The sequence below is a fragment of the Chroococcidiopsis sp. TS-821 genome (assembly GCF_002939305.1).
Lineage (GTDB): Bacteria > Cyanobacteriota > Cyanobacteriia > Cyanobacteriales > Chroococcidiopsidaceae > Chroogloeocystis.
Genome location: NZ_MVDI01000001.1, coordinates 1,362,535 through 1,389,442, shown reverse-complemented (window position 1 = coordinate 1,389,442; position 26,908 = coordinate 1,362,535). Strand labels below are relative to the sequence as shown.

25 protein-coding genes and 3 pseudogenes are annotated in these 26,908 nt (G+C 42.8%); 18 read left to right on the top strand and 10 right to left on the bottom strand.

Translation table 11 applies throughout. The annotated features are described in order from the left end of the window. Nucleotides 1-35: 35 nt before the first annotated feature. Nucleotides 36-623, top strand: a complete 588-nt coding sequence (locus B1A85_RS06305; RefSeq protein ID WP_104546017.1) for a TetR/AcrR family transcriptional regulator — start codon at nucleotides 36-38, stop codon at nucleotides 621-623. Between the two features lie 209 nt (nucleotides 624-832). Here the strand turns inward: B1A85_RS06305 and B1A85_RS06300 are convergent, their stop codons facing one another. The 5 genes from B1A85_RS06300 to B1A85_RS06285 form a co-directional block, all read right to left on the bottom strand. Beyond that, nucleotides 833-1,237, bottom strand: coding sequence for a nuclear transport factor 2 family protein (locus tag B1A85_RS06300; RefSeq protein WP_104546016.1), 405 nt, complete (start codon nucleotides 1,235-1,237; stop codon nucleotides 833-835). A 111-nt stretch (nucleotides 1,238-1,348) separates the two neighbouring features. Next, on the bottom strand, nucleotides 1,349-2,026 hold the full coding sequence (locus B1A85_RS06295) for a helix-turn-helix domain-containing protein (RefSeq protein ID WP_210404201.1): 678 nt from the start codon (nucleotides 2,024-2,026) through the stop codon (nucleotides 1,349-1,351). A gap of 360 nt (nucleotides 2,027-2,386) precedes the next feature. Next, entirely contained in the window at nucleotides 2,387-2,650 is a 264-nt protein-coding gene (locus tag B1A85_RS06290) for a hypothetical protein (RefSeq protein ID WP_146087142.1), read from the bottom strand. A gap of 73 nt (nucleotides 2,651-2,723) precedes the next feature. Further along, a complete protein-coding gene (locus tag B1A85_RS23545) occupies nucleotides 2,724-3,035 on the bottom strand; it encodes a hypothetical protein (RefSeq protein WP_146087141.1) in 312 nt (103 codons plus the stop codon). Continuing rightward, nucleotides 3,035-3,394, bottom strand: coding sequence for a hypothetical protein (locus B1A85_RS06285; protein WP_104546014.1), 360 nt, complete (start codon nucleotides 3,392-3,394; stop codon nucleotides 3,035-3,037). The genes B1A85_RS23545 and B1A85_RS06285 overlap by 1 nt, the downstream gene beginning before the upstream one ends. A 94-nt stretch (nucleotides 3,395-3,488) precedes the next feature. Here B1A85_RS06285 and B1A85_RS25970 point away from each other — a divergent pair. After that, nucleotides 3,489-4,415: pseudogene (locus B1A85_RS25970) on the top strand (integron integrase). 328 nt (nucleotides 4,416-4,743) lie between these two features. Here the strand turns inward: B1A85_RS25970 and hemH are convergent. From hemH to B1A85_RS06260, 3 genes and pseudogenes are all read right to left on the bottom strand, one after another. Next, entirely contained in the window at nucleotides 4,744-5,907 is a 1,164-nt protein-coding gene (gene hemH / locus B1A85_RS06270) for a ferrochelatase (RefSeq protein ID WP_104546012.1), read from the bottom strand. Nucleotides 5,908-6,233: 326 nt separating this feature from the next. Beyond that, nucleotides 6,234-6,431, bottom strand: coding sequence for a hypothetical protein (locus B1A85_RS06265; protein ID WP_104546011.1), 198 nt, complete (start codon nucleotides 6,429-6,431; stop codon nucleotides 6,234-6,236). Further along, a pseudogene (locus B1A85_RS06260) lies at nucleotides 6,428-6,784 on the bottom strand (SPFH domain-containing protein); the annotation flags it as partial. The pseudogene B1A85_RS06260 and the gene B1A85_RS06265, both read right to left, overlap by 4 nt. A 401-nt stretch (nucleotides 6,785-7,185) precedes the next feature. Here B1A85_RS06260 and B1A85_RS25965 point away from each other — a divergent pair. Beyond that, a pseudogene (locus tag B1A85_RS25965) lies at nucleotides 7,186-7,712 on the top strand (hypothetical protein). An 8-nt stretch (nucleotides 7,713-7,720) separates the two neighbouring features. Here B1A85_RS25965 and B1A85_RS06250 read toward each other — a convergent pair. Continuing rightward, nucleotides 7,721-11,290, bottom strand: coding sequence for an NB-ARC domain-containing protein (locus tag B1A85_RS06250; protein WP_104546010.1), 3,570 nt, complete (start codon nucleotides 11,288-11,290; stop codon nucleotides 7,721-7,723). A gap of 377 nt (nucleotides 11,291-11,667) precedes the next feature. On the opposite strand from B1A85_RS06250, the gene B1A85_RS06245 reads away from it, so the two are divergent. The 9 genes from B1A85_RS06245 (at nucleotide 11,668) to B1A85_RS06205 (ending at nucleotide 20,019) form a co-directional block, all read left to right on the top strand. Further along, a complete protein-coding gene (locus B1A85_RS06245; protein ID WP_104546009.1) occupies nucleotides 11,668-12,846 on the top strand; it encodes a BMP family ABC transporter substrate-binding protein in 1,179 nt (392 codons plus the stop codon). 114 nt (nucleotides 12,847-12,960) lie between these two features. After that, nucleotides 12,961-14,037: an ABC transporter permease gene (locus tag B1A85_RS06240; RefSeq protein WP_104546008.1), complete on the top strand. Its 1,077-nt coding sequence runs from the start codon at nucleotides 12,961-12,963 to the stop codon at nucleotides 14,035-14,037. Between the two features lie 61 nt (nucleotides 14,038-14,098). Then, complete coding sequence (locus tag B1A85_RS06235; RefSeq protein ID WP_104546319.1) at nucleotides 14,099-15,019, top strand: ABC transporter permease; 921 nt, start codon at nucleotides 14,099-14,101, stop codon at nucleotides 15,017-15,019. Between the two features lie 147 nt (nucleotides 15,020-15,166). Continuing rightward, nucleotides 15,167-15,559 (top strand): glutamyl-tRNA amidotransferase, encoded by a 393-nt coding sequence (locus tag B1A85_RS06230; RefSeq protein WP_104546007.1) that lies wholly within the window; start codon nucleotides 15,167-15,169, stop codon nucleotides 15,557-15,559. Beyond that, entirely contained in the window at nucleotides 15,556-16,575 is a 1,020-nt protein-coding gene (locus B1A85_RS06225) for a formamidase (protein WP_104546006.1), read from the top strand. The genes B1A85_RS06230 and B1A85_RS06225 overlap by 4 nt, the downstream gene beginning before the upstream one ends. Nucleotides 16,576-16,657: 82 nt before the next feature. Beyond that, nucleotides 16,658-17,365 (top strand): cysteine hydrolase family protein, encoded by a 708-nt coding sequence (locus B1A85_RS06220; RefSeq protein ID WP_104546005.1) that lies wholly within the window; start codon nucleotides 16,658-16,660, stop codon nucleotides 17,363-17,365. Nucleotides 17,366-17,380: 15 nt separating this feature from the next. Then, nucleotides 17,381-18,946 carry an ABC transporter ATP-binding protein gene (locus tag B1A85_RS06215; protein WP_104546004.1) on the top strand — a complete coding sequence of 522 codons (1,566 nt, stop codon included), beginning with the start codon at nucleotides 17,381-17,383 and terminating at the stop codon, nucleotides 18,944-18,946. A gap of 54 nt (nucleotides 18,947-19,000) precedes the next feature. Beyond that, the gene (locus B1A85_RS06210; RefSeq protein WP_104546003.1) at nucleotides 19,001-19,351 is read left to right on the top strand and encodes a cupin domain-containing protein; all 351 of its coding nucleotides are present in this window, start codon (nucleotides 19,001-19,003) and stop codon (nucleotides 19,349-19,351) included. Continuing rightward, on the top strand, nucleotides 19,342-20,019 hold the full coding sequence (locus tag B1A85_RS06205) for a cysteine hydrolase family protein (protein WP_104546002.1): 678 nt from the start codon (nucleotides 19,342-19,344) through the stop codon (nucleotides 20,017-20,019). Before B1A85_RS06210 ends, B1A85_RS06205 begins: the two co-directional genes overlap by 10 nt. 42 nt (nucleotides 20,020-20,061) lie before the next feature. Here the strand turns inward: B1A85_RS06205 and B1A85_RS06200 are convergent, their stop codons facing one another. Next, a complete protein-coding gene (locus tag B1A85_RS06200; RefSeq protein ID WP_104546001.1) occupies nucleotides 20,062-20,448 on the bottom strand; it encodes a pentapeptide repeat-containing protein in 387 nt (128 codons plus the stop codon). Between the two features lie 237 nt (nucleotides 20,449-20,685). Here B1A85_RS06200 and urtA point away from each other — a divergent pair, with 237 nt between their 5' ends. The 6 genes from urtA to B1A85_RS06170 all read left to right on the top strand — a co-directional run bounded on the left by urtA (nucleotide 20,686) and on the right by B1A85_RS06170 (nucleotide 26,870). Next, nucleotides 20,686-22,005 carry an urea ABC transporter substrate-binding protein gene (urtA, locus tag B1A85_RS06195; RefSeq protein ID WP_104546000.1) on the top strand — a complete coding sequence of 440 codons (1,320 nt, stop codon included), beginning with the start codon at nucleotides 20,686-20,688 and terminating at the stop codon, nucleotides 22,003-22,005. A gap of 104 nt (nucleotides 22,006-22,109) precedes the next feature. Next, nucleotides 22,110-23,264, top strand: coding sequence for an urea ABC transporter permease subunit UrtB (gene urtB, locus B1A85_RS06190; RefSeq protein ID WP_104545999.1), 1,155 nt, complete (start codon nucleotides 22,110-22,112; stop codon nucleotides 23,262-23,264). A gap of 140 nt (nucleotides 23,265-23,404) precedes the next feature. Further along, nucleotides 23,405-24,460 carry an urea ABC transporter permease subunit UrtC gene (urtC, locus tag B1A85_RS06185; protein ID WP_371681635.1) on the top strand — a complete coding sequence of 352 codons (1,056 nt, stop codon included), beginning with the start codon at nucleotides 23,405-23,407 and terminating at the stop codon, nucleotides 24,458-24,460. Between the two features lie 108 nt (nucleotides 24,461-24,568). Further along, nucleotides 24,569-25,363 (top strand): urea ABC transporter ATP-binding protein UrtD, encoded by a 795-nt coding sequence (gene urtD, locus B1A85_RS06180; RefSeq protein WP_104545998.1) that lies wholly within the window; start codon nucleotides 24,569-24,571, stop codon nucleotides 25,361-25,363. A 28-nt stretch (nucleotides 25,364-25,391) separates the two neighbouring features. Continuing rightward, complete coding sequence (urtE, locus tag B1A85_RS06175) at nucleotides 25,392-26,147, top strand: urea ABC transporter ATP-binding subunit UrtE (RefSeq protein WP_104545997.1); 756 nt, start codon at nucleotides 25,392-25,394, stop codon at nucleotides 26,145-26,147. 540 nt (nucleotides 26,148-26,687) lie between these two features. Beyond that, entirely contained in the window at nucleotides 26,688-26,870 is a 183-nt protein-coding gene (locus B1A85_RS06170) for a hypothetical protein (RefSeq protein WP_104545996.1), read from the top strand. Nucleotides 26,871-26,908: the final 38 nt, after the last annotated feature.

Below are 26,908 nucleotides of genomic sequence, written 5' to 3'. Positions count from 1 at the left end.
ACATACTGTCTGAATGTGAAATTAAGTCATTCACTATGCCTGCCAAGTTGACCAAAGCAGAACAAACTCGACGGACTCGACGTGCCATTCTTGACCGAGCGCGTCACTTATTTGCCACAAAGGGGTATGCCGCTACGGGAACAGAAGAAATCATTAGCGAATTAGGCATTACACGGGGAGCCTTGTATCACCAATTCAAAGATAAGCTGGGGGTGTTCAAGGCGGTCATCGTTGAAGCCTATCGCGAAATCACAGATTACATCCAAGCTAAAATTCAGCCTATAGATAACAATTGGCAGCAGCTAATCGTCGGCTGTCAGGCATTTCTAGAAGTTGCGCATCAGGACGAACTCCGGCGTTTGGTTTTCATTGAAGCTCCAGCCGTTTTGGCAGCCGATGACTTGGCTGAAATAGATCAGTATGGCTTTGCTTTGCTCTATGAGTCCATTCAGATCGCTGTCACTGAGGGTGAGCTAAATACAATTGATGCAGAGGGTTTTGCTCACCTCGTCAATGGTTCGCTCAATGATTTAGCGGCTTGGGTTGCCCAGTCGAATGATCCTAACCGATTGAAAACAGCACAATCCTTAATCGAGACGTTACTGATGCGACACCGCAGTTAATGCTACTGAATCAAATTTTAGATAATCTGTTTGGCGATCGCCGATGACTCCACTAGCAAACTTCTTGATACAGAAGCTAGGAGTGCCTCACGATCTGATCAACAGCTTAAGCCGCCTAACGACCCCGTTCACCCGCCGCTGGCAACCTTTCGGACTTACCAACCAACTTTATACGGTAGGCGTGCAACGGGATTGTTATGCGGTGATCGCTAGGTCATTGAAATTACTGGATAGTTATAACTCTCCTTGACAACTAAACCATCTTTCCAGTAGCCAATCGAAAGTTGATTGCTTTTGTTGTCAATGGTTTGATCGCCATATCTGATCGTGAAATCATTGTACCAATGGGAGACTACAACGAAGTCATAGGTGCGATCGGCTGAGACTGCAATATCTTGACTGATCAACCTAGACTCTCTAAACTCAACTAGCATCTCGTTAAAAAAAACGGCTCTCCCTTGGCGACAGGCTTCTTTTCCTGTAGTGACTGTGCCATCACCTTCAATCATCACAATATCTTCGGCATAGTATTTTTCCAATGCAACTGAGGTTTGAAAGGTTACAACTAGGTGATTAATGTCTTCTAGCTTGGATTGTAGCTCTTCGAGAGTCATAAAAATAGGAGTCTTTGTTTTTTGTCTAGATACTTCTTCAAGAAGTTCTATGACAGGACAGCTTTTGATTATGAATCAATCTCGCCTCAAACGGATTGTAAAGAATTGACCTTAATCAGCCAGGACGACATGACAGCGGTGAAAGCCCCGTTGATCTAGATATTCGGTTGGCGTACAATCCGCAAATGCTCGAAAGTCATGAATTAAGTGTGCTTGGTCAAAATAGCCACAGGTAAAAGCAATATCTAGCCAATCAACAGGGGCTTTGGCTGAGAGCATCTCCAAAACTTTCTGAAATCGCTGAATGCGACAAAACAGCTTAGGTGTAATGCCAACTTGATCTCGAAATAGTTGGTTGAAATGGCGAGCACTGAACCCGGTTTGTTCAGTGATTGAACGAATGGTTGAATTCGTAGATTGCTGAAATTGCTGCAATGCAAAATTGACAGCAGGATGGTAGTTAGTCGGTCGCAACATCTGCGTCAAAAATTGTTCCAACACCCAAAAGCGGGCTTCTGGAGTAGATTCTTGCACTAAGCGATCTCGCAACTCTGTGGCATGAGTTTTCCATAACTCATCCAGAGAAATCCTTTCGTTATAAAGTTCTCTAGCAGGTAGCTCAAGGAATGCAGCACCACCCGGCTTGAAATGCACACCCATTACAGATATTTTGTTGGCATCGCGAATAATGAAATTTTCAGAATGTGTACCACAAATCATTGTGCCATTGGTACTACCACACTGCATTCGATTGTGATGGTCAAATTGTGGAATCCTATCCTCATCCAAATTGATCACTTATTCCATTGTCCCCATTGGCAGCAACCGGGTCTGCACTGCCGAAAAATTATCGCCTTCCCTCATCCAGAAAAATTCTATGAACCGCGAAAGGGGTGATTCAGGGTGATAAATTTGATAGATCATAGGTTCTGCTGATTAATTAGCTCCAACACATAATCTTCAAGCAACCACCTCACCCAGAATTGAGCCGCCTAACGTTCCCAATCACCCGCCACAGATAATCTCAAACGCTCACAAATAGCCTCTCAGTGGTCGGGTGCATTGGGGTTGTTATGCAGCAACGATAGCTAACTCGGTAGCTCCAAAAACTATTCAGTTACCTGAGTATTAACTTAATTCTTTCGATAATTAGAAACAAACATCTGCAATTGCAGACACAGAATAATCTGGTTCTTCAGATAATTCGTCATAAACTATAGAAGCAATGGGAAAACTTCGATTTGAACTTACAAGCCAAGGTTCCCAAGTGGTTCCGTTGCTAGCTAAGCGCATTTCCCAGTCTAAATCAGTCCTACTTTTAACTACTTCACCAAGGTAAGCAACTAAAGGAGTAAAAACTTCAGGTAATAAGCACTCATATCGCTCTTTCTGGTGAATCGCTTGATCAACCAATTCTAAACTCGCCCTACTTCTATTTAATCGCTCTACGGGTATGTGAAGTTCTCTAGCTAGTTGCTCGACTAGACTAGGAGCAATCCTGGCGAAATCTTGTCCCTGAGGCAAACGCTCTTGAAGAATATGTACTGGTTCTTGAATGTTGTAAATGCTCTAGTGATGCAAGGTGCGATAACCAATCTTCATGAAAGTTGTATAATCGACCTGCGCCATCCTTGAGTACAGTAAGAGTTCGCCCATCTGGATGGCTATAAACAGCATTTATATAAATATCTGCTGGCAGTCTTGTTGTTAGATCATTGTTAATAGACCAATCCGATGATTGAATTAACTCTTGAACTTGTTTAGCTGAAAGGCCGAGTGATGAAATTTTCTTGCTCATTAGTACCCTCCATCTGCGTCCTCATACCCTGAAGGAGTAGATCCTGGTTGACTAAGTCCGGTAACTAAACCAGGTGAACCAGGAACAGGTGTTTGGCTGTAGATTCCTGGATTGAGCGGAATAGCAGAACCCACTTGAAAAGAGTTACTATTCGGTGTTGTTCGGCAAACAATTGCCTTCCAAATCCCAACACCTCTGTTATTTGCTTCTCTTAAGGTGTCCGTAGTACCAACTGAGGTATCTGAGGTGGTAATGAATAAAACTCTTGCAGCACCTCTAAAAAACCCTGAAGCTAGTCGTCGAGATACCGTATCAATATGTCCTAGAGCTTGATAATAATAATAGTAACTTGGATTCAATACTGCACCTGTAGCCTTGACTTCAACATTTTTCTATATAATACTGATGGAGCAACGCCCAAAGAAACTACTCGAATAAGTGCACGATTTTATTATGTTTAAGCACTATTCTTGTCAAAATTCTTGTCAAACAGAGAAGACTTATATTTACTGGATTAGACGTTATATTTTTTTCATGATAAGCGTCATCCTAAGGAAATGGGAAGTGCAGAAATTGAAGCATTTTTACCCCATCTTGCGGTCAACAAAAATGTCGTTGCATCAAAGTAAAACAAGTACTTCACGCTGTTTTATTTCTCTACAAAGAAGTATTAAAACAAGATTTAGATTTAAAAGTAGATACAATACAGGCTAAAAAATCTAAACATTTACCAACTGTCTTAACAAAAGATGAAGTTGTTTCAATTATTCAACAAATGTCCGGCGTACACCAACTTTTAATTAAGTTGCTTTACGGTACTGGTTTACGCTTAAGTGAAGTTTAAACTTGCGTGTTAAAGATGTTGATTTTGCTCAGAACAAAATTACCGTGCGCCATACCAAGAAAAATGAAAGTCGGGTGACAATATTACCCGAAAGCATTACTGAAGAACTGAAAAATCATTTACAAAGTGTCAAAATTCTTCATAACCAAGATTTAGAAAAAGGCTACGGTTCAGTTTATTTGCCTTTCGCGCTAGAGAGAAAGTATGTGCGGGCAAAATACGATTGGATTTGGCAGTTTGTTTTTCCTTCCGGTAGCATCTCCAAAGATCCCCATAGTGGCGAAGTTCGTCGCCATCATTTACATGAGAGTAGTTTACAAAAAGCATTAAAACAAGCAGTTCGTCAAGCTGGTATTCAAAAAAAGGTGGGTTGTCATGCGTTTCGTCACAGTTTTGCTACCCATTTACTACAAAATGGCTATGACATTCGCACGGTACAGGAATTACTCGGACACAAGGATGTTAAAACAACGATGATTTATACCTATGTTCTTAACCGTGGTGGTAAGGCTGTTCGCAGTCCTTTGGATATTTGATTTTTAAATCTACGAATCACTAACGAATTAAACCCACCATTCAAGCTGTGGTCTTTCTTCTATGCTCTTGTGTTCGACCTTAGAGGATGCCAAAATCAAGCTAGGAACCGAATAGATCTCACCAATTGCTAGAAATCCTTGACACCCTGTTAGCCTATTGCCAAAGCAAACAGGGCTAGACACAGAGGCTGGATGATGCAGTTGGCAAGCTATTTAATAGCAAGCATTGTGCTTGAACAGTATTAACTGGTTGAATCTCAGCTGACTTGCTTGTCAACTATCTGCTGAGAATGAAATAGCTCTAATGTTAGCGATCCAACACAAAGTCTTATAGAATCCCAACTAGATGTAGTAACCCGCGTCCTGTAATTAACTCAATAACTAACGCTAAAAAGCCTAACATCGCCAAGCGTCCGTTCCATACTTCGGCTGTCGTCGTCATACCCCACTCCCAGCGTTCTTGCGGGTACATTCTGACTTTTTTCTTCATCTGAGTCACTTGTGACAGCTTCAGGCTAGGACTTTTCACTGCTTCTTCTACCAAGTCAACCATCGCTTGAATAAAGACTGGGTGCGTATTCAGCGCGGGAACGCGGCGGAAGTGGTGAATTCCTGCTTCTTCTGCTACTTCGCGGTATTCAATATCAATTTCTTGCAGTGTCTCGATGTGTTCGGAAACAAAACTAATTGGAACAACTGCAATATTTTCTACCCCTTGTGCACCAAGTTCTTTGAGTGCATCTTCAGTATAAGGTTGCAACCACTCTACAGGACCAACGCGACTTTGATAGGCTAGCGTATGAGCATTAGGTCGATTGAGCGTCTGCATGATTAATTCAGTACACTCTTCAATTTCCTGTTGATATGGATCGCCTGCTTCTTCAACGTAGCTTTTGGGTACGCCATGCGCACTGAAAAAGATGTGAACTGCGTCAGGGTTAGGAAACTTGTCGAGTTCTTGTGCGATTAACTGCGCCATTGCTTGCAAATAGCTTGGCTGCTTATACCAAGAAGGAATTACGGTGTATTCAATTTTTTCAAGTTTCGGATCTTCTTGCCACAGTCTTTGCAGTAACCGGAAGCTGGAACCACTGGTACTGATTGAGAATTGCGGGTACAAAGGTAAAATCACTAAGCGCTCGATGTTATCGCGTTTGATACGGGCGATCGCTTCTTCTGTAAATGGATGCCAATAACGCATCCCGATATATACTTTTGCTTCATGCCCTTTTTTGCGTAGCTGTCCTTCCAGCGCTGCGGCTTGTTCTTCGGTGATCTGACGTAGCGGCGAACCACCTCCAATTTGGCGGTAATTCTCTTGCGATTGTTTCGTACGCCGAGTCGAAATAAACCAAGCTAGGGGTTTTTGTAACCAAGGAAACGGAAGGCGGATAATTTCTGGGTCAGAAAATAAGTTATACAGAAACGGTCCGACATCTTCTAATTGATCCGGTCCACCTAGATTGAGTAATAGTACCCCAATTCGACCCATAGCCGTTACAATACCCCAGTGTTTTCAGCTTTGTTACTAAGTTTAACAATATATCTTTATCAATTGTATTATTCTGCGTGACGAAGATAATTTCACAATTTTGCCGGACTCTAACTACTGCTATCAGTGGCTATACAGGCTAGCGTAGCGCGTCTTGTGGCTTTAAGTGTAGGTTGATACCCCATATTCTGGATTGCCTTTACAAGGTTTAACTATTAATTTAAGTAGTAAATTTTTTTACTCGTCGTCCAAAGCAATTGAGAAGAATTCTTAAATAAGTATACCCTGTATTATCGACAAAAACACAACAAAAAAAGAAAAAAGGCTTAATTGCCTTCTTCCTCTTGAGAATTATTATATTTACGCTGTTTGCTTTCTGGCCATCTCCCTGCCTTACGTGCTGCTTCTGTCAGCAGATACTCGATCTGAGCGTTGACACTTCTTAGCTCGTCCGCAGACCATTTTTCCATGACCTCATAAAGCCTGTGGTCTAGTCGCAGTAAAAACCTTTTCTTCTGGCTCATGTATACAAACTACCAGTGATTCACTACAGGTTGAGCATTTTGATCCGAGGTTAAAACAACGAGTAAATTGTTGATCGTACTCGCTTTGCGTTCTTCATCTACTTCTATAATTTGCTGTTCCCTCAATCGCTTGAGGGCTTCATTCACCATTCCTACTGCACCTTCGACTAATTGTCTGCGGGCATCAAGAATTGCGCTGGCTTGTTGGCAACGCAGCATCATTTGCACGATTTCAGGAGTATAGGCTAGATGTGATAGTCTTGCTTCTAATACTTCAACTCCTGTCACCTTTAAACGCATTTGCAGTGCAAAGAAGGAATTGCAGTTTCATCAGGAGCATCATAAGGGTAACGGTATCGCTAAGGCTAAAACTACGTCCAAGACAACAAATAACCTTAAACGCCGGAACTTCTCTTATCGGTTCCATGAATTTCCTCTATGGAATAAATGTTATTAATATGATATCATAGTTATATTATAATAATAAAAGCCATAACAAGATACTCTTCGACTGAATTTAAGAGATTTGAGCGGGTAAAGCGTACCTCACACTGTTTCGCTTTAAAGTTTCTACAAGCAGAGAAAGCAGGGGAGTAGGGGTGCTTCAGGAGAAATTAATTGTAGTTCGCATTTAGTGAAATGGTATTACCTGTATTCCACAGCCGACAGAGTTTGTTTCGCAGCAAATGAATTCCCCAAGGTAAAACGAAATAAAATGAAAATTCTTTGACGAGCAAGTAATAGCTATTGCTAAATGACGCAGGAACTTATGAACCTTAGAAAGAGTTTTTTAGAAGGACGCTACGCAGATACTTTGGCGATTGTCGATGAGCTTGAGAAAATGAATAGACAAGCAATTCTGCGTAATATTCAATCATTTCTGCTACAGTTACTAATTTATTTAATAAAGAATCAGGTAGAACAACGCTTAACTAACTTTTAGGCAAATTCAATTCGTAGCTCAATTAGAGAAATTAGAAAGTTAAATCTACAAGATAATAAAACTTCGTATTACGTTAAGCATGATGAGTAGAGTCCATACTAGAAGATGAATTTGAAGATGAATTTGAAGAAGCCATTTACCTTGCTATTGAAGAAGTCATGGAAGAAAATTATAGTCCTTCCCAGCTTGCCACAATTGTTGATTAAAAGCAGATCATAGCAGATGCATGTAAGTTGGCGTTACTGACATACGATTACTCACAAAAAGAGTTATCTAAAGTCATTAACGAGAATTTAAGTCAGCTTCCTGGTGGAGAAGATTGGATAGATAGAATATAATCTTGAGTCTAATTTGTCGTAGTACTAAAATCAACAGCACCTAGTATTTTTAGCGTGTTTGTAGTTGCTTCTGTTAAACCTTGAGCATCAGTAATATTCATGCCCTCGTAGGGTCTAGGAACTTGTAGTGTTCTGTGAGTGAGATGGCGATCGCCATTAAAATTCCATAGTCTGATCGTTTCGTCTTGACTACAACTTGCAAGCAGTCCATCTGAGTTATAAGCTAAAAACCTAACCCATTTATTGTGTCCGTGTAGTGTCATTGAAAGATTACAAACAGGTTGCCATTGCCAGAGTTTTATTAATGTATCAGTCCCACACGTTGCAAAATGCTTTCCATCTGGATCAAAAACAATTGATAATACTGGTCCTTGATGTGCTTGTAGCGTTTGGAGGCATTGCCCTGTCTCAATTTGCCAAACTTTAATCATTCCATCTGCACTACCACTGACAAGATATTGGCGATCGCAACTTATGGCACACGCACGAATCCAACTCGTATGTCCAAACAACGTTTTGATGCAGCAACCTGTTTTGACATCCCAAATTTTGACCGTTTGATCTTGGCTACCACTTGCGAGTAGCGTTCCATCTAAGCTTAAAGCAATTGACCAAACACCACCGCGATGTCCTTGCCAAGGCTGACACGTTTGTTGTTGTATGTTCCAAAGTCTAATCGTTCCGTCAAGACTACCGCTAAACAGTGTTTTACCATCAGGGCTAAATATAACGGCAAACACTGCATCCGCGTGTCCTTTGAGCGTTGTTAAATGTTGTCGCGTACGAGTATCCCATAATTTAATTGTGCGGTCTTCGCTACCACTTGCCAAAATATTGCCTTCAGGATGAAAAGCTACCGACCAAATCCAGCTAGCGTGTCCTTGTAAGCTACCCAAATGCTCGCCTGTTGTTGTATTCCAGAAGCGGATCGAGCGATCCTGAGAACCACTCGCAAGCTGCGTACCATCGGGACTAAAAGCAACGCACCAAACGCCATTACTATGCCCTTGCAAAGTCTTCAGACAGAAGTTATTGCGGCTATCCCACAAACGCACAGATTGGTCTTCACTGCTGCTAGCCAATAGATAATTATTGGGACTAAATGCAACTGCAGATATCCAACTCGTATGTCCTTTGAGAACTCTTAAAACCTCACCTGTATGATAGTTCCATATCCTGACCGATTGATCGTCACTGCCACTAGCTAGCGTCTGTCCATCACCACTAAACGCAACGGTGCGAATTTGCTGCGAGTGTGCTGTTAGAGTGCTGATACTCGTTCCTGTGCGAACATCCCAAAGTTTAATTGTGCGATCGCTGCTGCTACTTGCAATGATACTACCATCAGGACTAAACGCAACAGACCATACTTTGTGTTGATGTTCTGCAAGTTCTAAACACTCACCTGTGTCCAAATTCCAAACGCGCACTGTTCCGTCAAAACTACCACTTGCTAATAGCATTCCTTGACGACTATGCGCATAATGTTGTGGTGCAAAAGCAACTGAACGCACTTCATCTGTATGTCCAGCAAAAGTATGCAATAACTCACCAGTTTTGATATCCCAAACTCGTACTAAGCGATCTTCACTACCACTAGCAAGCATTCGACCGTCAGGACTAAACGCAACTGAGAACACGCGATCGGTGTACCCTGGAAATGATTGAATGCATTCTCCTGTGTGGATATCCCACAAATTCACGGTACAATTGGCGCTACTTGCAAGCATTCGACCATTGGGGCTAAAAGCGACACACCACAACCAACCTGCATCGACTTTGCAAGTAAGTATCTGTTTTCCATCAGTAACTTGCCAGACGTGAATCTCATGGTTGACATCGCCTGTTGCAAGTAACTTACCATCAGGACTAAACGCAACCGATAAAACTTGACTAAAAGTATCAGTAAAAACAGATTTAGCAAAGTTTGCTGAGGTGAAATTCACTTGTTGTAAATTGCTGCAACATAGATAAGCTTGCCAAATACTGATGTATGAAAAATCCCAACTGCTTAGATTAGTTTGGAGATAGCAAAGTATATTGAGTATATTTCCACCTGCGTACCCAGCTACCGGTTGCGGTTTGTTACGCAACTCGCAGAGAATTTGTTGAAGTTTTGTTTCTAATTTAGCTTGACTACTATTATGAATTAATTTATCTATAATTGGCTGGAGTATCAAACGTTTTTGGGTTTCGCGGAGGTAATCTTTAGCCGTTGCTTTAATCAGCGCGTGCGAATTAAATAAATGTATAGTTTGACGATTAATTTCTTCATAAATTTGATGAATTAAGCGATCGTTAACATACTCCATAACCACGGGTTGTAACGTAAACCGACCGTTTTCACTCGGTGTAGGTGCAACTTTCTCAATGAGACACTTTCTTTCTAAAGCCGCAATCGCATCTAATAATTCACCTAGCGATCTTTGTGGAATGATATCTGTTTTTAGTTCAGATAAAGCGATCGGTTCTCGATTAATTGCTAACCAATACAAAATATGTTGTTCTAATTCTGGGAGATGATGAATTTGACTAGCTAGTAAATCTCGAATGTCGCCGAAAACGATAGTCCCTTGAGGTAGAAATTCTAAAAAGTTACTGATATTACTATCAAAAAAATTCTGAATACCCGCCGCAACAATTTTTAAAGCTAAAGGATTACCTGCATAATGGTCAACTAATAGCTTCCATTCGAAATGCGACGCGGTAAAAGAGCCTTTGGTGTCAAAGATTTTTTTTATGGCACTTTCATTTAATCCTGAAAGTCGTAGCGATCGCGCGGGCAAATTTTTGCCTTCTTCCACTGCAATTGGGCTTGGCTTTTCGCGACTTGTGAAAACTAGCGTACTTTGATGATGAGTTTGGGCAATAGATTTGAATAAGTGAGTGTATCCTTCATCATGATTAGAAGGCGATCGCAGAACTGTCTCGCCATTATCGAGAATTAGTAAACAGCGATGCGCGCGTAAGTAGTGCAATAAACGTAAAATGCAACCATCAAGCGTATTCGGTAAATCTGTTTCGCGTTGTTGCGACAAAAATTGTATTAAATCTGCTAACAAGTCCAAAATCGGTGGTGCATTCCGCAAACTGCGCCAGATGATGTACTCAAAATGATTTTGAATTTCACGCGCTAACTTGACTGCGAGACAAGTTTTGCCAATTCCACCCATTCCATACAAACCAATCCAACGACAGCGATCGCGGATTATCCATTGTTTGAGTGTTGCTAATTCTGCACTTCTACCATAAAAAACTGATACGTCAGGAGCGTTACCCCAATCGCATTTGCAATTTAGCATTGAACCGCCGACAGCTTCATCAGTCAACTCTCTGGCTTTGCGCTTGAGAACTAACTGCACGTTACTTTTAGAAACTTTTTCTCCACAAGCGCGACTGAGAACTTGCCATAACTGCGAACCTGTTTGCTTGAGATAACCAACTTCGTAACCGAGTTGTTTGGCAATTTCTTGATATGGTTGTTCTTCCCATGCATAACGAAATACAGAGGCTTGCAGCTTACTCAAAGGTTCTTCAGCTAAAGTTTCGACAATCGCTAGTGCTTCTTCACTGTTCATTACGCAAAATTATGAAAAAACGAACCACTAAGAACACTAAAGAGAAAGTAATTTTTGATGCAGTTTTAATTTGTTGAATATGCAGGTATAGTGTTTCTAGCTGGGTTGAAGTCCTTAAACGGTTGGTTGTGGAATCTGCTTTCTGCCTACACCCTCTAAATTGCTAGCATCTATCCTTGGCAATACTTACAGCAACTTCATCAATGCAGATTTTAGGGTTTTCTTGACTTGCTCTTTGTTACTTGGACAACATTCCTCGCACTTTTAACGCACCTTTAGCGAACTTTTTTGCATTTTCATCATTGAGTAACATTGATAAGCTCACTTAACAAAGAAAGCAATTTTCCGCAGCGATCCTTGCATGAAGGAGAGTTAGAGTGAGTAAAAGAATTTATTTATCTCGTCGTCAAGTTGTTCGTGGGCTTTTAGCAACAACTGCATTTGGTGTCACTACTAAGTTAGGTGGCTGTGCATCCTCCACTCAAGAAACGCAAGCGACTACTGCGGGTGGTGGAGATAATCCGCTTGTAATTGGTTTTATTTACGTTGGTCCTAAAGATGACTACGGCTACAATCAAGCGCATGCAGAAGGTGCAGCAGGAATTGCTAAACTCCCAGGTGTCAGAGTAGTTGATGAAGCCAATGTTCCTGAAACAACCGCTGTAGAAGAATCTATGCGGAATATGATCGAGGAAGATGGCGCAACTGTTTTGTTTCCTACATCTTTTGGCTATTACGACCCGCATATTCTTAAAATTGCCCAAGAATATCCTGAAGTCCAGTTTTTTCACTGCGGTGGACTTTACCAAGAAGGCGTACATCCCAATAATGTAGGCAGTTACTTTGGTTACATTGATGAAGCGCAGTATGTTGCTGGTGTTGTTGCTGGACACACTTCGCGAACGCAAAGATTAGGCTTTATCGCGGCAAAACCTATCCCCCAAGTCTTACGTAATATCAATAGTTTTACCTTAGGAGCGCGTAGTGTCAATCCAGAAATAACGACGCAAGTTATTTTTACAGGCGACTGGGCGCTACCTGTTAGAGAAGCGGAAGCAACTAACAGTATGGCAGATCAAGGCATTGACGTTGTAACTTGTCATGTAGACAGTCCGAAAGTGGTGATGGAAACCGCCGAGAAGCGCGGAATTTTTTGTAGCGGTTACCACGCCAATCAAGCTGAATTAGCGCCTCAAGGATATCTTACGGGTGCTGAATGGGATTGGACACAAGTTTACACAAACTACGTAGAGATGATTCGTGAAGGTAAAACTCTCATGAATGGTGGAATTCCTCATCTTGTACGTGGTGGATTGCGAGATGGTTTTTTGAAGTTATCACCTTATGGTGCGGCTGTGAGTGCAGATGCTAGACAAAGCGCGGATGCTGTTAAAGCTGAATTTATGGATGGTGAGATGATTGTTTACCGAGGAGAATTGAAAGACAACACTGGAAGAGTCGTTATTCCGGCTGGCAAAGCCATTCAGCAGCAAGATCGAGAATTGGAAAGAATGAATTGGTTGGTTTCAGGTGTTGTGGGGAATGTGAGTAGTTAGCAAATCGGTAATCGGTAATGGGTAATGGGATAGAACTACTAACCAGTATCGATTTTAGGATTTTTTTCTCACTCATTTTCAATTACCAATCACCAATTACCAGTTACCAAAATTATGTACCATCACAAATGGCGTAGCACCCTCGAAGCAATCTGCATACCACTAGCCGCATTACTGTTTTCGTTGCTACTGTTCGGCATTTTTTGTGCGTTTGCTGGGGCTGATCCTTTTGGTGTTTATGCGTCAATTTATCGCTCAGCATTTGGTAGTTGGCGGGCGTTTCAAAATACGTTACTACGCGCTGCACCTTTGATGTTAAGTTCGTTGTGTACTGCACTTCCTGCGCGTTTAGGATTAATCATTATTGGTAACGAAGGCGCAATTGTGGTTGGTGGTTTGGGGGCGGTTGTTGCTGGATTAACCTTATCAACTGCGCCGCCGACTGTTGTCCAAATTGCGATGGCGATCGCCGCAATTGTTTGTGGTGGATTGTGGATTGGGGCTGTAGGTGCGTTACGACACTATCGCGGCGTGAATGAAACGATTAGTAGCTTGCTATTGAATTATATTGCGATCGCGCTCCTTAATCATCTTGTCGGCGGACCTATGCGCGATCCGAGTTCGCTGAATAAACCTTCAAGTTACCCGATCGCAGAAATCAATATGTTGGGGGACATTCCAGGAACTCGCGTTCACTATGGTTTAATTTACGGACTTGTTGCGTGTGTTATTGCTTATTTCCTAATTCAACGCACAACGTTTGGTTTTGCGGCGCGGGTTGCGGGGGGAAATATCCGCGCGGCGCGGATTGCGGGTCTTCCTGTCGGTAAACTGACAATGACGATCTGCTTTTTAGCCGGTTCTTGTGCAGGATTAGCCGGTATGGTAGAAGTTGCTGCAGTTCACGGACGCGCGAATGAATCTTTAAACGCAAATTACGGCTACAGCGGTATTTTAGTTGCCTTTATTGCCCGACATAACCCCTTAGCCGCAACCTTGGTCGCGATTTTACTCGGTGGGATTTTAGCAAGTGGGGGAAGTTTACAGCGATCGCACGATCTTCCTGATGCCACAGTTCTTGTTTTTCAAGGTTTAGTATTCCTGGTGGTTCTCTTTAGCGAATCGCTCTACGGTAGGTTTTTCAAGATGGGGTCACAGGTCACAGGTCACAGGTCACAGGTCACTGTGTAACGTTGGAATACCAATTCTCCGCAACGAAATTGTCTCTGCTTTCAATTACGAATTAGTTATGGTGGAAACTCAAGCATTAGGCTGGTGGGGAGTTCCCCTAGCGATCGCCGCCGGAACACTACGCGGTAGCGCCCCATTTCTCTTTGTGAGTTTAGGTGAATGTCTTACCGAAAAAAGCGGCAAAATCAACTTAGGACTCGAAGGAACGCTGCTGACAGGCGCGATGAGTGCATATGCAATTTCATATCTCACAGGTTCGCCGTGGTTAGGTGTCATAACAGCAGGAGTCGCCGGAATGATACTAGGCGTGATTCACGGTTGGCTATCGCAGCAACCTAGAGTCAATGATGTCGCAGTCGGAATCGCGATGATTATCTTTGGTAGTGGAATTGCTTTCTTCTTAGGTAAACCTTTCATTCAACCTGCTGCACCTGCACTTCCCGCACTGCCATTTGGCACGTGGAGTAATTTACCGCAAGTTCAATCTGCATTGCAGATTAGTCCATTGTTTCTGATTGGAGTTGCGATCGCACCTTTGATGCAATGGTTCTTTCGTTCCACACGTTGGGGACTCTATATCCGCGCGGTGGGTGATAGTCCTGATGCTGCCAAAGCAATGGGTATCTCTATTTTCAAAGTCCGAATGCTATGCATTATCGCCGGTAGCTTTCTTGCCGGAATCGGCGGTGCTTATTTATCGCTTTACTACCCTGGTAGCTGGAACGAACGTATTTCCGGCGGTCAAGGTTTAATGGCAGTCGCACTTGTGATCTTCGCCCGTTGGCAACCAATGCAGTGCTTATACGCCTCTCTCCTGTTCGGTGGCGCACAAGCGATCGGACCTGCACTACAATCCGTTGGTATCGATTCCTACTACTATCTCTTTAACGCCTCCCCCTATATTCTCACTCTCCTCATCATGATTCTCACTTGTTCCCCAAAACGCACCCTCAACGGCGCACCAGGAGCGTTAGGACAGTAGTTAGTTTTGAATTTTGAATTTTGTTCGCGTAAGCGTGCTGGAGGCATTTATTATAAAAATTTTCTTAACTTAATACTCCTCTGCTTCCTCTGCTTCCTCTGCTTCCTCTGCTTCCTCTGCTTCCTCTGCCCCTCTGCGTCTTCTAAAATGCAACACTTACTTCTCGCTGTCAACGGCACATTAATGCGCGGCTTAGAACTCAATCCTAATCTCCTTGCGGTCAACGCCACCTTTGTGCGCGAAGCCAAAACCGCACCAGTGTATCGCCTCTGGTCAATCAACGACAAACATCCTGCGATGCTGCGTGTCGCTAATGGCGGAAGTGCGATCGCTCTTGAAATTTGGCAAATTCCCCCCAGCGGACTCGTACAAGTTTTACTCCAAGAACCGCCAGGACTTTGCATTGGTAAAGTCGCCCTAGAAGACGGTAGCGAAGTTCTCGGCGTTTTAGGCGAACCAATTCTCTGTGAAAACCAGCGCGAAATTACCTCTTGGGGTGGTTGGCGCAACTACATTGCAAATAAAGGAGATGTTTTATGAGCGGACTCGGTGGACTCAATAAATCGCCTAACGGAGTCGTTATCGGTCTTGTGCAGCTACAACTTCCTAACGTTGTAACTCCTGATGATTTAACCGCACAGTGCGATCGCATTTGCCAGATGGTCGCCAAAGCCCGCCGCAATTTACCCTCGATGGATTTGGTGGTGTTTCCGGAATATTCACTTCACGGCTTATCAATGGATACAAATCCGGAAATTATGTGCCGTTTGGATGGACCGGAAGTAACTGCATTTCAAAAAGCTTGTCGAGATCACCGCATTTGGGGCTGTTTTTCAATCATGGAGTACAATCCGCACGGAAATCCCTACAATAGCGGTATCATTATTGATGATACAGGAGAATTAAAGCTTTATTACCGCAAACTACATCCGTGGATACCTGTCGAACCATGGGAACCAGGCAATCTAGGCATTCCAGTATGCGCAGGTCCTAACGGCAGCACAATCGCCCTTATCATTTGTCACGATGGTATGTTCCCCGAAATGGCACGCGAATGTGCCTACAAAGGTGCAGAAATCACGATCCGCACTGCGGGTTATACTGCACCGATTCGGCATAGCTGGCGAATAACCAACCAAGCAAATGCCTTTTGCAACCTAATGTACACCGCTTCAGTGTGTATGTGCGGTAGCGATGGCACGTTTGACTCGATGGGCGAAGGTATGTTTGTCAATTTTGACGGTACGCCTTTGGTAATGGGCAGCGATCGCCCTGACGAAATTATCACTGCTGAGGTACGCCCCGATCTTGTCCGCGAAGCCCGCATTCACTGGGGTGTAGAAAATAATATTTATCAATTTGGACATCGCGGTTATGTGGCAGTCAAAGGCGGCGCGCAAGATTGTCCCTATACATATATGCAAGATTTGGTTAACGGCTGCTATCGCCTTCCTTGGGAAGATGAAGTAATTCACAAAGACGGAACTGCTTGCGGTTTTCCGCCTCCAACACGCACTTATCAAGGGGAAGTTTTGAAAGAAGAAATGACAAATTGATTGGTAACTGGTAATTGATAATTGCTTTGTTCTACCTATTACCTATTACCCATTACCCACTACCACGTAATCCAACTTTATCATGGGACACTTTGTTGAAGCTGATCCGTATCCGTATCCTTTTAATGGCGATTTGCGTCCTGAGAATACCGCACTGCTAATTATTGATATGCAGACGGATTTTTGCGGAATTGGCGGCTATGTCGATCGCATGGGATACGATTTGTCGTTGACTCGCGCACCGATTGAACCTATTCGTAAAGTTTTAGAAGTTGCACGGGCAAAAGGCTTTCATATCATTCACACGCGCGAGGGACATCGACCAGATTTATCTGATTTACCCGAAAATAAACGCTGGCGATCGCAACAAATTGGCGCGGGAATTGGCGATCCTGGACCGTGTGGCAAAATTCTCGTTCGTGGCGAACCAGGCTGGGAAATTATTCCCGAACTTGCACCGCTTCAGGGAGAAGTGATTATTGATAAGCCAGGAAAAGGGTCATTCTACGCAACCGATTTAGACCTAATTTTAAAGCGCAAAGGCATTCAAAATATCATTCTTACCGGAATTACAACCGATGTCTGCGTTCATACAACAATGCGCGATGCGAACGATCGCGGTTATGAATGTTTGCTACTCTCCGACTGCACAGGCGCAACCGATTACGGTAACTACTTAGCGGCGCTAAAAATGATCAAAATGCAAGGTGGGGTCTTTGGTGCGGTTGCTGATTCGCAAGCGTTTATCGAGGCGATCGCGCCTATGAGAGTTCAAACAGAGGCTTATTAGAACTAAGGAAAACCAATGTCAGGATTGACAGATACAATTGCCAATCAACGAATTATTAGCGAAACATCTAGCTTACCACCCGATTTAGAAGTGGTGAATATGACCAAGCGATTTGGCGCAATGACAGCGCTGGATAATGTTTCGCTACACCTCAAACCAGGAACGTTTCACGCACTTTTAGGCGAAAATGGCGCGGGGAAAAGTACGCTAGTTAAGTGCATCATGGGTTTCTACACTCCTGATCGAGGCGATGTGTTAATAGATAAGCGATCGCGTACCATCTCTAGCCCTCGCGATGCGCATAAATACGGCATTGGCATGGTATATCAACACTTTACTTCCGTACCTGCCATGACTGTTGCCGAAAATTTAGTGTTGTCGCGATACAGCGATCGCAACATAATCAACTGGAAGGCAGAGTACGAACATTTAACAGCTTTTATGCAAAGCGCGCCGTTTCAAGTCGATCTTGATACTCCAGTAATGCAATTGGCGGCGGGGCAAAAACAAAAGCTAGAAATTCTCAAGCAACTCTATTTGCAAAGTCGCATCCTGATTTTAGATGAACCAACCTCGGTGTTAACTCCCCAGGAAGCTGATGAAGTTTTAGGGTTACTCCGCAACGAAGTCCAAGCGGGAAACTTGAGTGTCTTAATGATTAGCCACAAATTCCGCGAAGTCATGGCGTTTGTTGATGAAGTGACGGTACTGCGCAAAGGAAAGAAAGCGGGTCATGGCTTGGTCAAAGATTTGTCACTAGCAGACTTGGCAATGATGATGCTAGGAGAACGCCGTGAAATGCAGCAGCTTGATAAGATAGTATCAGTTGCCACAACTCCAGTTTTAGAAATCAAAAACATTCACGCCAACAAAGACAATGGTTTAGCCGCTGTCAATGGCGTCAATTTAACTGTCCGCAGTGGCGAAATTGTCGGGATTGCAGGGGTTTCTGGTAATGGTCAACGCGAATTAGTGGAAGTCTTAGCAGGTCAACGTCCGGCGACAGCAGGGCAAATATTCGTCAACGGCGAAACGTATACTGCAACTCGTAGTGAAATGTCGCGTCATCGCGTGTTTGCGCTTCCCGAAGAACCTTTACGCAATGCGTGTGTCCCGCAGATGAGTGTGGCAGAAAATCTCGCCTTACGCACCTTCGATCGTCCGCCACAAGCGTTATTCGGTTGGTTGCTAGTTCTCAAAGCAATGCGCGAAGCAGCTAAAGGTTTAGTCAGTAGCTTTTCTATCAAAACTCCTTCAGTCGATGCACCTATAGGTAATCTTTCTGGTGGTAACGTCCAGCGTACTGTATTAGCCCGCGAATTATCGAGCGATCGCATCAATTTACTGATCGCTGCCAATCCTTGTTTCGGTCTAGATTTCGCTGCTGTTGAATATATTCACACCCAAATCGTCGCCGCCCGCAATCGCGGTGTTGCCGTATTGTTAGTTAGTGAAGATTTAGACGAACTTCTCACCCTTGCCGATCGCATTGTTGTGATTAGCGAAGGCAAATTTGTTTATGAAAGTGCGATCGCTAATGCTGATATTACCACGATTGGTCAACGCATGGCAGGACACTAAGTTATTAATTACTAGTGCGTTCATCACTCTCACCCTTCACCACTCACCCCTATAATGCAACAAGTCTTACTACTCAAAAACTTACTGAATATTGCTGCATGGCATGATGATTTACTCTGGGAACCTTTTCGCCCTGGAGTCGATATTTATCGCTTTTATCAAGACGGCGAACAGGGTTCAGCAGCGGCGCTATTACGGTATCAACCTGGTGCAAGTGTACCGAAACACGAACACGTTGGGTTTGAACATATTTTTGTGCTATCCGGTTCGCAAAGCGATCGCAATGGCAATCATCAAACGGGAACTTTAGTCATCAACCCACCAGGAACGAATCATACTGTTACCAGTGAAACTGGCTGTATTGTCTTAGCAATTTGGGAAAAACCTGTAGTGCTATGGTCTTAATTAAAGCACAACCCTACAATTACGAACTTCCATCAGATTTGCAGAAAGTTGCATTGTTAATTATCGATATGCAGCGCGACTTTTTAGAACCAGGTGGATTTGGGGAAGCATTAGGTAATGATATCAGTCACTTAAGCGCGATTATCCCTACTGTTAAGCGCTTACTCGAAGTCTTTCGCGAACTTCAATTACCCGTATTTCACACCATTGAAGGACATCAACCAGATTTATCCGATTGTCCGCCGTCAAAGTTGCGTCGCACAAACGGTAAATTAAAAATTGGCGAACCAGGACCCATGGGACGCATACTCATTTTAGGTGAACCAGGAAATGCGATAATTCCTCAACTGCAAGCGATCGCAGGCGAAATCGTTATTTCTAAACCTGGTAAGGGCGCTTTTTACCAAACTCATCTAGAATCTTATCTACATAAACAAGGCATTACACACCTCATCATTACTGGAGTCACTACCGAAGTCTGCGTACAAACAACAATGCGCGAAGCCAACGATCGCGGCTTTGAATGCTTACTTGTTGAAGATGCAACAGCAAGCTACTTCCCAGAATTTAAACAATCTACCTTAGAAATGATCCGCGCCCAAGGTGCAATCATTGGCTGGACAGCATCTGCTGCTAATGTCATACAAGCATTTTACAACTATGTGTAACCTTCCATCCCCAATTACTATTTACCCATTACCAACTACCCATTATCTCTGCTGCATCCCCGCACTTACAGGGTCAAAATTTTCAGGAAAATGCGTATTGCGATCGTAATCTGCGCCTTCTAACTTTGCATTTTTCAGTTCAGCTTGACGGAGATTTGCTCCTAGGAGTAAACTGCCTCTTAAATCAGCGCCCGTTAAATCTGCTTGGCTCAAGTCAGCATAACTTAGATCGGCACCTCGAAGATTCGCGTTACTTAACTTTGCCTGACTCAAATCGGCATAACTCAAATCAACTCCTTTTAAGTTCTCGCCTTGAAGTTGAGCATTAGCTAGATTTGCGTTACTGAAATTTCGTTTTCCTGCTGCATAATTTTCTAGGAGTGTCGCTACAGCACTAACGATTGATGAAGATTTTGCTGCTTCCGACATAACTATAGCCTCACAGGTGTCCTCATTGATTTTTATTATGCAACTTCAATAACAAAGCGATTTCATCACAAATATTTAAATTCAGCACCTAGTTGTACGACAAGGCTAAAGCGCTTTTGTTAGCGGGAGCAAATAATTTTAGTATTTTTAGATACAAAAAGCCTACTGGTATGGCATTAACATAACAAACTTGTCTCTAGATAGATGTCACTCTCAGATATTAGTACTCAGTAGCCAATGATAAGCAGATTTAATAGGCGTAGATTTCTTGTATATGGTTCCGCAGCTTTTGGTTCTAGTCTTTTTTTAAAGGCTTGTGCCAACGATCAAACAACGACTAACACTGCAACAAATGCGTCATCGCCAGCTAGTACAACAACTGCGAGTGGTGGAGACACGATCAAAGTAGGAATTTTGCACTCGCTCAGTGGCACAATGGCGATTAGCGAACAAAGCGTTGTCGATGCAGAACAGCTAGCGATTGAAGAAATTAACAATGCTGGTGGCGTTCTTGGTCGGCGCATTGAAGCGATTGTAGAAGATGGTGCTTCCAACTGGGATACTTTTAGAGAAAAAGCCACTAAATTAATCGACCAAGACCGCGTTGTTACAGTTTTTGGGTGTTGGACTTCGGCAAGTCGTAAGAATGTTTTACCTGTGTTCGAGCAAAGAGATCACATGCTCTGGTATCCAGTGCAGTATGAAGGACAAGAATGTTCTAAAAATATCTTTTACACAGGTGCAGCACCAAATCAGCAAATTGAGCCATCAGTAGATTGGTTATTGCAGAATAAAGGCACCGATTTCTTCCTTGTAGGATCAGATTACGTTTTTCCGCGTACTGCTAACACCATCATTAAAGCGCAAGTCGCAGAAAAAGGCGGCAGAATTGTCGGCGAAGATTATCTACCCTTAGGTAACACCGAAGTCACGCCGATTATTACTAAAATCCGCCAAGCGTTACCCAATGGCGGTGTTATATACAACACTTTGAATGGCGATAGTAATGTAGCATTCTTTAAACAACTACAAGGTGCGGGATTAACACCCGATCGCTATCCTTCGATGTCTGTGAGTATTGCGGAAGAAGAAGTCAGAGCTATTGGTGCGGATTATCTTGAAGGTCATTACGCGGCGTGGAACTATTTCCAAACAGTAGACACTCCCGAAAACCAAAGATTTGTCCAAGCTTTTAGACAGAAGTACGGACAAAACCGCGTCACAAACGATCCGATGGAAGCTGCTTACATCGCCGTTTATTTGTGGAAGCAAGCAGTAGAAAAAGCAGGTACAGCTGAAGATTTAGCAAAGGTACGTGCTGCAGCTTATGGACAAACCTTAGATGCTCCACAAGGTACAGTTACAATGCATCCGAACCATCATATTTCTAAAGTTGTCCGTATTGGTCAAGTCAGAAGTGATGGAATGTTTGAAATTGTGAATTCTACTGATTCAGCTGTTGAACCTATTCCCTGGAATCAATTTGTGAAAGAAACAAAGGGATATGCTTGTGATTGGTCCGATCCAAACAAAGGTGGCAGATTCAAAATGACATAGAGATTAGTGGTAGTGGGTAATGGGTAATTGGTCTATATAAATTCTTACTTTCCAATTATCAATTACCTATTACCTGTTCTTTACTCCGCAATGGGAGAAGATAAGTGCTGATAGGATTGTTTGACGGCTTATTTAATGGAATTAGTATTGGTGCTGTTTTACTTATTGCAGCGCTAGGACTCGCGATAGTCTTTGGACTGATGGGTGTTATCAATTTGGCGCATGGTGAATTGATGATGCTTGGCGCATACACGACTTTTGTCGTCCAAAATGGCTTTCGACAGTTTGCTGAACCTTTTTTTGATATTTACATTTTCTTCGCATTAATCTTGGCGTTTTTTGTCACCGCGGGAGTCGGATTAATTCTCGAACGCGGCGTGATTCGTTTTCTCTACGGACGACCTTTAGAAACACTGCTGGCAACTTGGGGTGTGAGCTTAATTTTGCAGCAGTTTGTGCGGAGTGTCAATTGGGTTTTGGCGATCGGGATAGGAATCTTTTGCTTGTTATTTTTTGGTGGTTTGTGGATATTAAATCGCCGTCAAAGTCCTCAGCGTAAATGGTTTGTCGCTGCATTATTACCATTATCGTTGGGAATTGCGATCGCCGCAGGTAGATTCCTCGCCGATACGTATCAGTTAGCTGTTACTCAACCTTGGTTTGGCGCCCAAAATGTCGATGTATCTTCACCGACTTGGCTGCGTGGTGGTTTACCCGTAGGTAACTTTCAATTGCCGTACGCGCGATTATTTATCATTGCTTTAACAATCGTGTGTGTTGCTGGACTTTACTACTTCTTACAGCGATCGCCTTGGGGATTGCGTATCCGCGCTGTCACGCAAAACCGCAGCATGAGTTCGTGTTTGGGAATTCCTACGCAAAAAGTTGATGCACTCACGTTTGCACTAGGTTCGGGCTTAGCTGGCGTGGCTGGCTGCGCGATTAGTTATCTCGGTTCTGTTGGACCTAATACCGGACAAAACTACATCGTCGATACCTTTATGGTTGTAGTGGTTGGCGGTGTAGGCAAGTTAGTGGGTACAATTGTCGCCGCTTTAGCAATTGGTATTGTTAATTATCTTGTGGGTTCAGGTACGTTAGCAATTCTATTTACACCAATTCAACCACTGGCAGATTTCTTTACCTTCTTTGCAACGACAAGTATGGCGAAGGTAATGGTATTTGCGTTAATTATTGCATTTTTACAAGTACGCCCTGGGGGAATATTCCCACAAAAAGGTCGCACGGTTGATGCTTAATGAAAAAGAAAGAAGGGATCTAAGGAGAAGTAGCAGTGGATGCAGTTTCGCACATTGGAGTTAAAGGAAAAAAACGGCAACGGGCATTGTTAATTGAAGCTACGATTGTAGTTGCGATCGCACTGCTGTTAATCTTTGTCATGCCAGCTGTATTAACAAGTTTTCGCCTCAATTTATTAGGGCGCTTTTTAGCCTTAGCAATAGTTGCTTTAGGAATTGATTTAATTTGGGGCTACACTGGCTTACTGAGTTTAGGACACGGCATTTTCTTTACCTTGGGCGGATATGCGATCGCCATGCATATCAAACTTGAAGATGCTGACGGCGGACTGCCAGAATTTATGAGTTTGTATGGCGTTACTGAATTACCCTGGTTTTGGCGACCTTTTTATTCATTTCCCTTCGCTACGTTTGCAGTTGTCACAATTCCAGCAATTCTTGCCGGATTACTCGGCTATTTAGTCTTTCGCAATCGCATCAAAGGTGTCTATTTCTCCATCCTCACCCAAGCAGCAACTATTGTTTTTTTCAACTTCTTTAACGGACAACAAAAGCTATTCAACGGTACTAACGGTTTAACAAACTTTCAAACATTATTAGGCGCATCAGTTAATACGCAAGCTGCCCAATTTACCTTCTATACACTAACAATTTTACTGTTAATTGGTGCTTACGCGCTTTGCCGCTGGCTAACAAGTGGGCGTTTTGGACGTTTATTAATGGCAATTCGCGATGATGAAAGCCGCGTTCGTTTTTCAGGTTATAACCCTACTGAATTTAAAGTCCTCGTTTTTGCCGTTTCAGGCGCACTAGCAGGAATCGCCGGTGCAATGTATACGTTGCAAAGTGGTTCAGTCTCCCCTAGACTCATGGATGTTGCCTTCTCAATTGAAATGGTCATTTGGGTTGCAATTGGCGGGAGAGGAACACTTGTCGGTGCAATTCTTGGTGCATTACTCGTAAACTTTGCCCGCAGCTTCTTAAGCGAACAATTTGCTGAAATTTGGTTGTTCTTCCAAGGCGCACTCTTCTTAATTGTTGTCACAGTACTGCCCGATGGTATCGTCGGCTGGCTGCGTAATGAAGGATTTCAACGTTTACGGGGTCGCAAACAAGCATTCACCTACCCTAGTTTAGAAGAAGACCCCGAAGTTCAACAAGAAAGACAAGAACTAGAGGCAAAAACTGACCAATAATCAACAAATAACTTCTTTTTACCTTACCCTACGGAAAGCCGCTGACATGTTTATGTGCCTTCGTGGTTTGTTATTTTTAATAAACAAAAACTAAATCAAAAGTAAACTATGCAAGAAAAGATATTAGAAATTGAAAACGTTACAGTTAGCTTTGACGGTTTTAAAGCTTTAAATAATCTCAATTTTAGTCTAGATACTGGCGAACTCCGCGTGATTATTGGTCCAAACGGTGCCGGAAAAACGACCTTTTTAGACGTGATTACTGGCAAAACTAAACCAACACAAGGGCGCGTTTTATTTAAAGGACGTAACTTGCGATCGCTTAGCGAACACCAGATCGCAAGACTCGGAATTGGTCGTAAGTTTCAAACTCCACGAGTTTACCTTAACCTCACACCCAGAGAAAACCTCGAACTTACTAGCAACCGCAAAAAAAATGTTTGGTCAACTTTATTTGGTAAGCCAAAAAACGCTGAACGTCACTCAATCGCAGGTTTACTCGAAACGATTGGCTTAACTTCCCGTGCAGATATACCCGCAGGTTTACTCTCACACGGCGAAAAGCAGCGCTTGGAAATTGGTATGTTAGTTGCGCAATCACCCGATTTATTACTCGTTGATGAACCTGTCGCTGGGTTAACCGATGAAGAAACCGAAAATATCGGCAATTTGTTACTCGCTTTAGCTCAAAGTCATTCGATCTTAGTGATTGAACACGATATGGAATTCGTTCGCCAGATTGCGCGCAAAGTCACTGTACTTCATCAAGGTTCAGTGTTGTGTGAAGGAAACATCGACCAAGTGCAAAACGATCCTAAAGTGATTGAAGTGTATTTAGGACAACCGATGGATGATTCAGCATCCCACTCGCTAGAACTCGAAGCTTCAGGATCGGAACTGTAATTTACTGCATTCAATAAAATAGCAAACTATGAGTTATACCCGCGATGCGATCGCTCTAGAACCAACTTCTGTGAGTCAAGAACATGCGCTACAAGTCTCGAACCTCAACGTTTACTACGGCGAAAGTCACATTTTGCGTAATGTAGATTTAAGCGTTCCCGTCGGACAAATGGTATGTCTCATCGGGCGCAACGGTGTTGGTAAAACAACATTGCTCAAAACAATTATGGGACTAATTCGTCCTCGTAGCGGTGCGATCGCATTTCATGGAGCAATCATTAACTCAAAAACCCCCGACCAACGTGCTAAACTCGGTATCGGCTACGTTCCCCAGGGAAGAGAAATCATTCCGCGCTTGACTGTCAAGGAAAATTTATTACTCGGACTCGAAGCCCGACGCCACAACAAACGAACACAAGAAATTTCTGAGGAGATTTTTGACCTTTTCCCTGTCTTAAAAACAATGTTATCGCGGATGGGCGGTGATTTGAGTGGCGGACAGCAACAACAACTCGCGATCGCGCGTGCTTTAATGGGACAACCCCGATTACTTGTCTTAGACGAACCTACCGAAGGAATTCAACCCTCAATTATTTTAGAAATTGAAGCTGCGGTTCGTCGGATTATTGCGACAACAGGAATTTCAGTCTTACTCGTAGAACAACACCTCCACTTTGTTCGTCAAGCAGACCGTTATTATGCAATGCAAAAAGGTGGTATCGTTGCTTCTGGTCACACAAGCGAATTAAGTCAAGATGTAATTCAACGGTTTTTGGCTGTTTAAATTAATATCATCTCCGGTTAAATGACTAGCCACGCGTTTATTAATAATCAGTCAAATTTACTATTGTTTTAATACTGGCGATCGCCTGCTAGCACAGTCACTATCGCTGATGAATTCTACAAAAAATCCTGGGACATATTATAGATTTAGCTATGTACTAAGATAAACATAAGCCAAATATATAAAGTTCCCAGGAACTAAATATGCGTTGCGATTTGTTTTTCCTGCTAATAGCTATGGTATTTGCTCGTCATCGCACTACCGTCTAACTAAAGAATTATTTTAGAATAAGAATTTTGTGTATTTAAGAATACATTTTTGAGTAGCATAAAACATCAAATATTGCTCAATGTCGTTTGCGAGTTCGCGCTCAAAATAATGAGCAATAAAATTTCTTTGTATTCTCAAACACAGACAATGGCAAAAAGATGATTTAACTATAGTGATAAGTGTTAAAAATAAATAACTAAACCCAAGAAAGAGTCATAGCTACTGCAAAAGCGACATTATTCAGGGTAAAGCGCTGTCTAGGAATAAAGAATGTCACTATTAGACTACTTTGTTGTCATTACACTCTTGTTGACGGTATTTCCTCTAGCAATAACTCAAATGAAATCTGCGATCGCCCAGGAAGACATCCAAAGTTTTTCTGTATGGGTATTTATTACATGTTTCCTAGCAGGTCTACCGTTTATGGTGATGACGTTAGCGACAGCGACTTAACTACCTCAATCAAGTGGTGCTAAGTGGGTAAGATATAA

Bases quoted from the DNA above. Each gene is read 5' to 3' on its own strand.
- B1A85_RS06305 (WP_104546017.1), top strand. From the start codon at position 36: ATGCCTGCCAAGTTGACCAAAGCAGAACAAACTCGACGGACTCGACGT.
- B1A85_RS06215 (WP_104546004.1), top strand. From the start codon at position 17,381: ATGTCAGGATTGACAGATACAATTGCCAATCAACGAATTATTAGCGAA.
- B1A85_RS06225 (WP_104546006.1), top strand. From the start codon at position 15,556: ATGAGCGGACTCGGTGGACTCAATAAATCGCCTAACGGAGTCGTTATC.
- B1A85_RS06210 (WP_104546003.1), top strand. From the start codon at position 19,001: ATGCAACAAGTCTTACTACTCAAAAACTTACTGAATATTGCTGCATGG.
- B1A85_RS06300 (WP_104546016.1), bottom strand. From the start codon at position 1,237: ATGACTCTCGAAGAGCTACAATCCAAGCTAGAAGACATTAATCACCTA.
- urtC (WP_371681635.1), top strand. From the start codon at position 23,405: ATGCCAGCTGTATTAACAAGTTTTCGCCTCAATTTATTAGGGCGCTTT.
- urtA (WP_104546000.1), top strand. From the start codon at position 20,686: ATGATAAGCAGATTTAATAGGCGTAGATTTCTTGTATATGGTTCCGCA.
- B1A85_RS06230 (WP_104546007.1), top strand. From the start codon at position 15,167: ATGCAACACTTACTTCTCGCTGTCAACGGCACATTAATGCGCGGCTTA.
- B1A85_RS06250 (WP_104546010.1), bottom strand. From the start codon at position 11,290: ATGAACAGTGAAGAAGCACTAGCGATTGTCGAAACTTTAGCTGAAGAA.
- B1A85_RS06265 (WP_104546011.1), bottom strand. From the start codon at position 6,431: ATGAGCCAGAAGAAAAGGTTTTTACTGCGACTAGACCACAGGCTTTAT.
- B1A85_RS06220 (WP_104546005.1), top strand. From the start codon at position 16,658: ATGGGACACTTTGTTGAAGCTGATCCGTATCCGTATCCTTTTAATGGC.
- B1A85_RS06205 (WP_104546002.1), top strand. From the start codon at position 19,342: ATGGTCTTAATTAAAGCACAACCCTACAATTACGAACTTCCATCAGAT.
- B1A85_RS06200 (WP_104546001.1), bottom strand. From the start codon at position 20,448: ATGTCGGAAGCAGCAAAATCTTCATCAATCGTTAGTGCTGTAGCGACA.
- B1A85_RS23545 (WP_146087141.1), bottom strand. From the start codon at position 3,035: ATGAGCAAGAAAATTTCATCACTCGGCCTTTCAGCTAAACAAGTTCAA.
- B1A85_RS06240 (WP_104546008.1), top strand. From the start codon at position 12,961: ATGTACCATCACAAATGGCGTAGCACCCTCGAAGCAATCTGCATACCA.
- urtD (WP_104545998.1), top strand. From the start codon at position 24,569: ATGCAAGAAAAGATATTAGAAATTGAAAACGTTACAGTTAGCTTTGAC.
- urtE (WP_104545997.1), top strand. From the start codon at position 25,392: ATGAGTTATACCCGCGATGCGATCGCTCTAGAACCAACTTCTGTGAGT.
- hemH (WP_104546012.1), bottom strand. From the start codon at position 5,907: ATGGGTCGAATTGGGGTACTATTACTCAATCTAGGTGGACCGGATCAA.
- B1A85_RS06170 (WP_104545996.1), top strand. From the start codon at position 26,688: ATGTCACTATTAGACTACTTTGTTGTCATTACACTCTTGTTGACGGTA.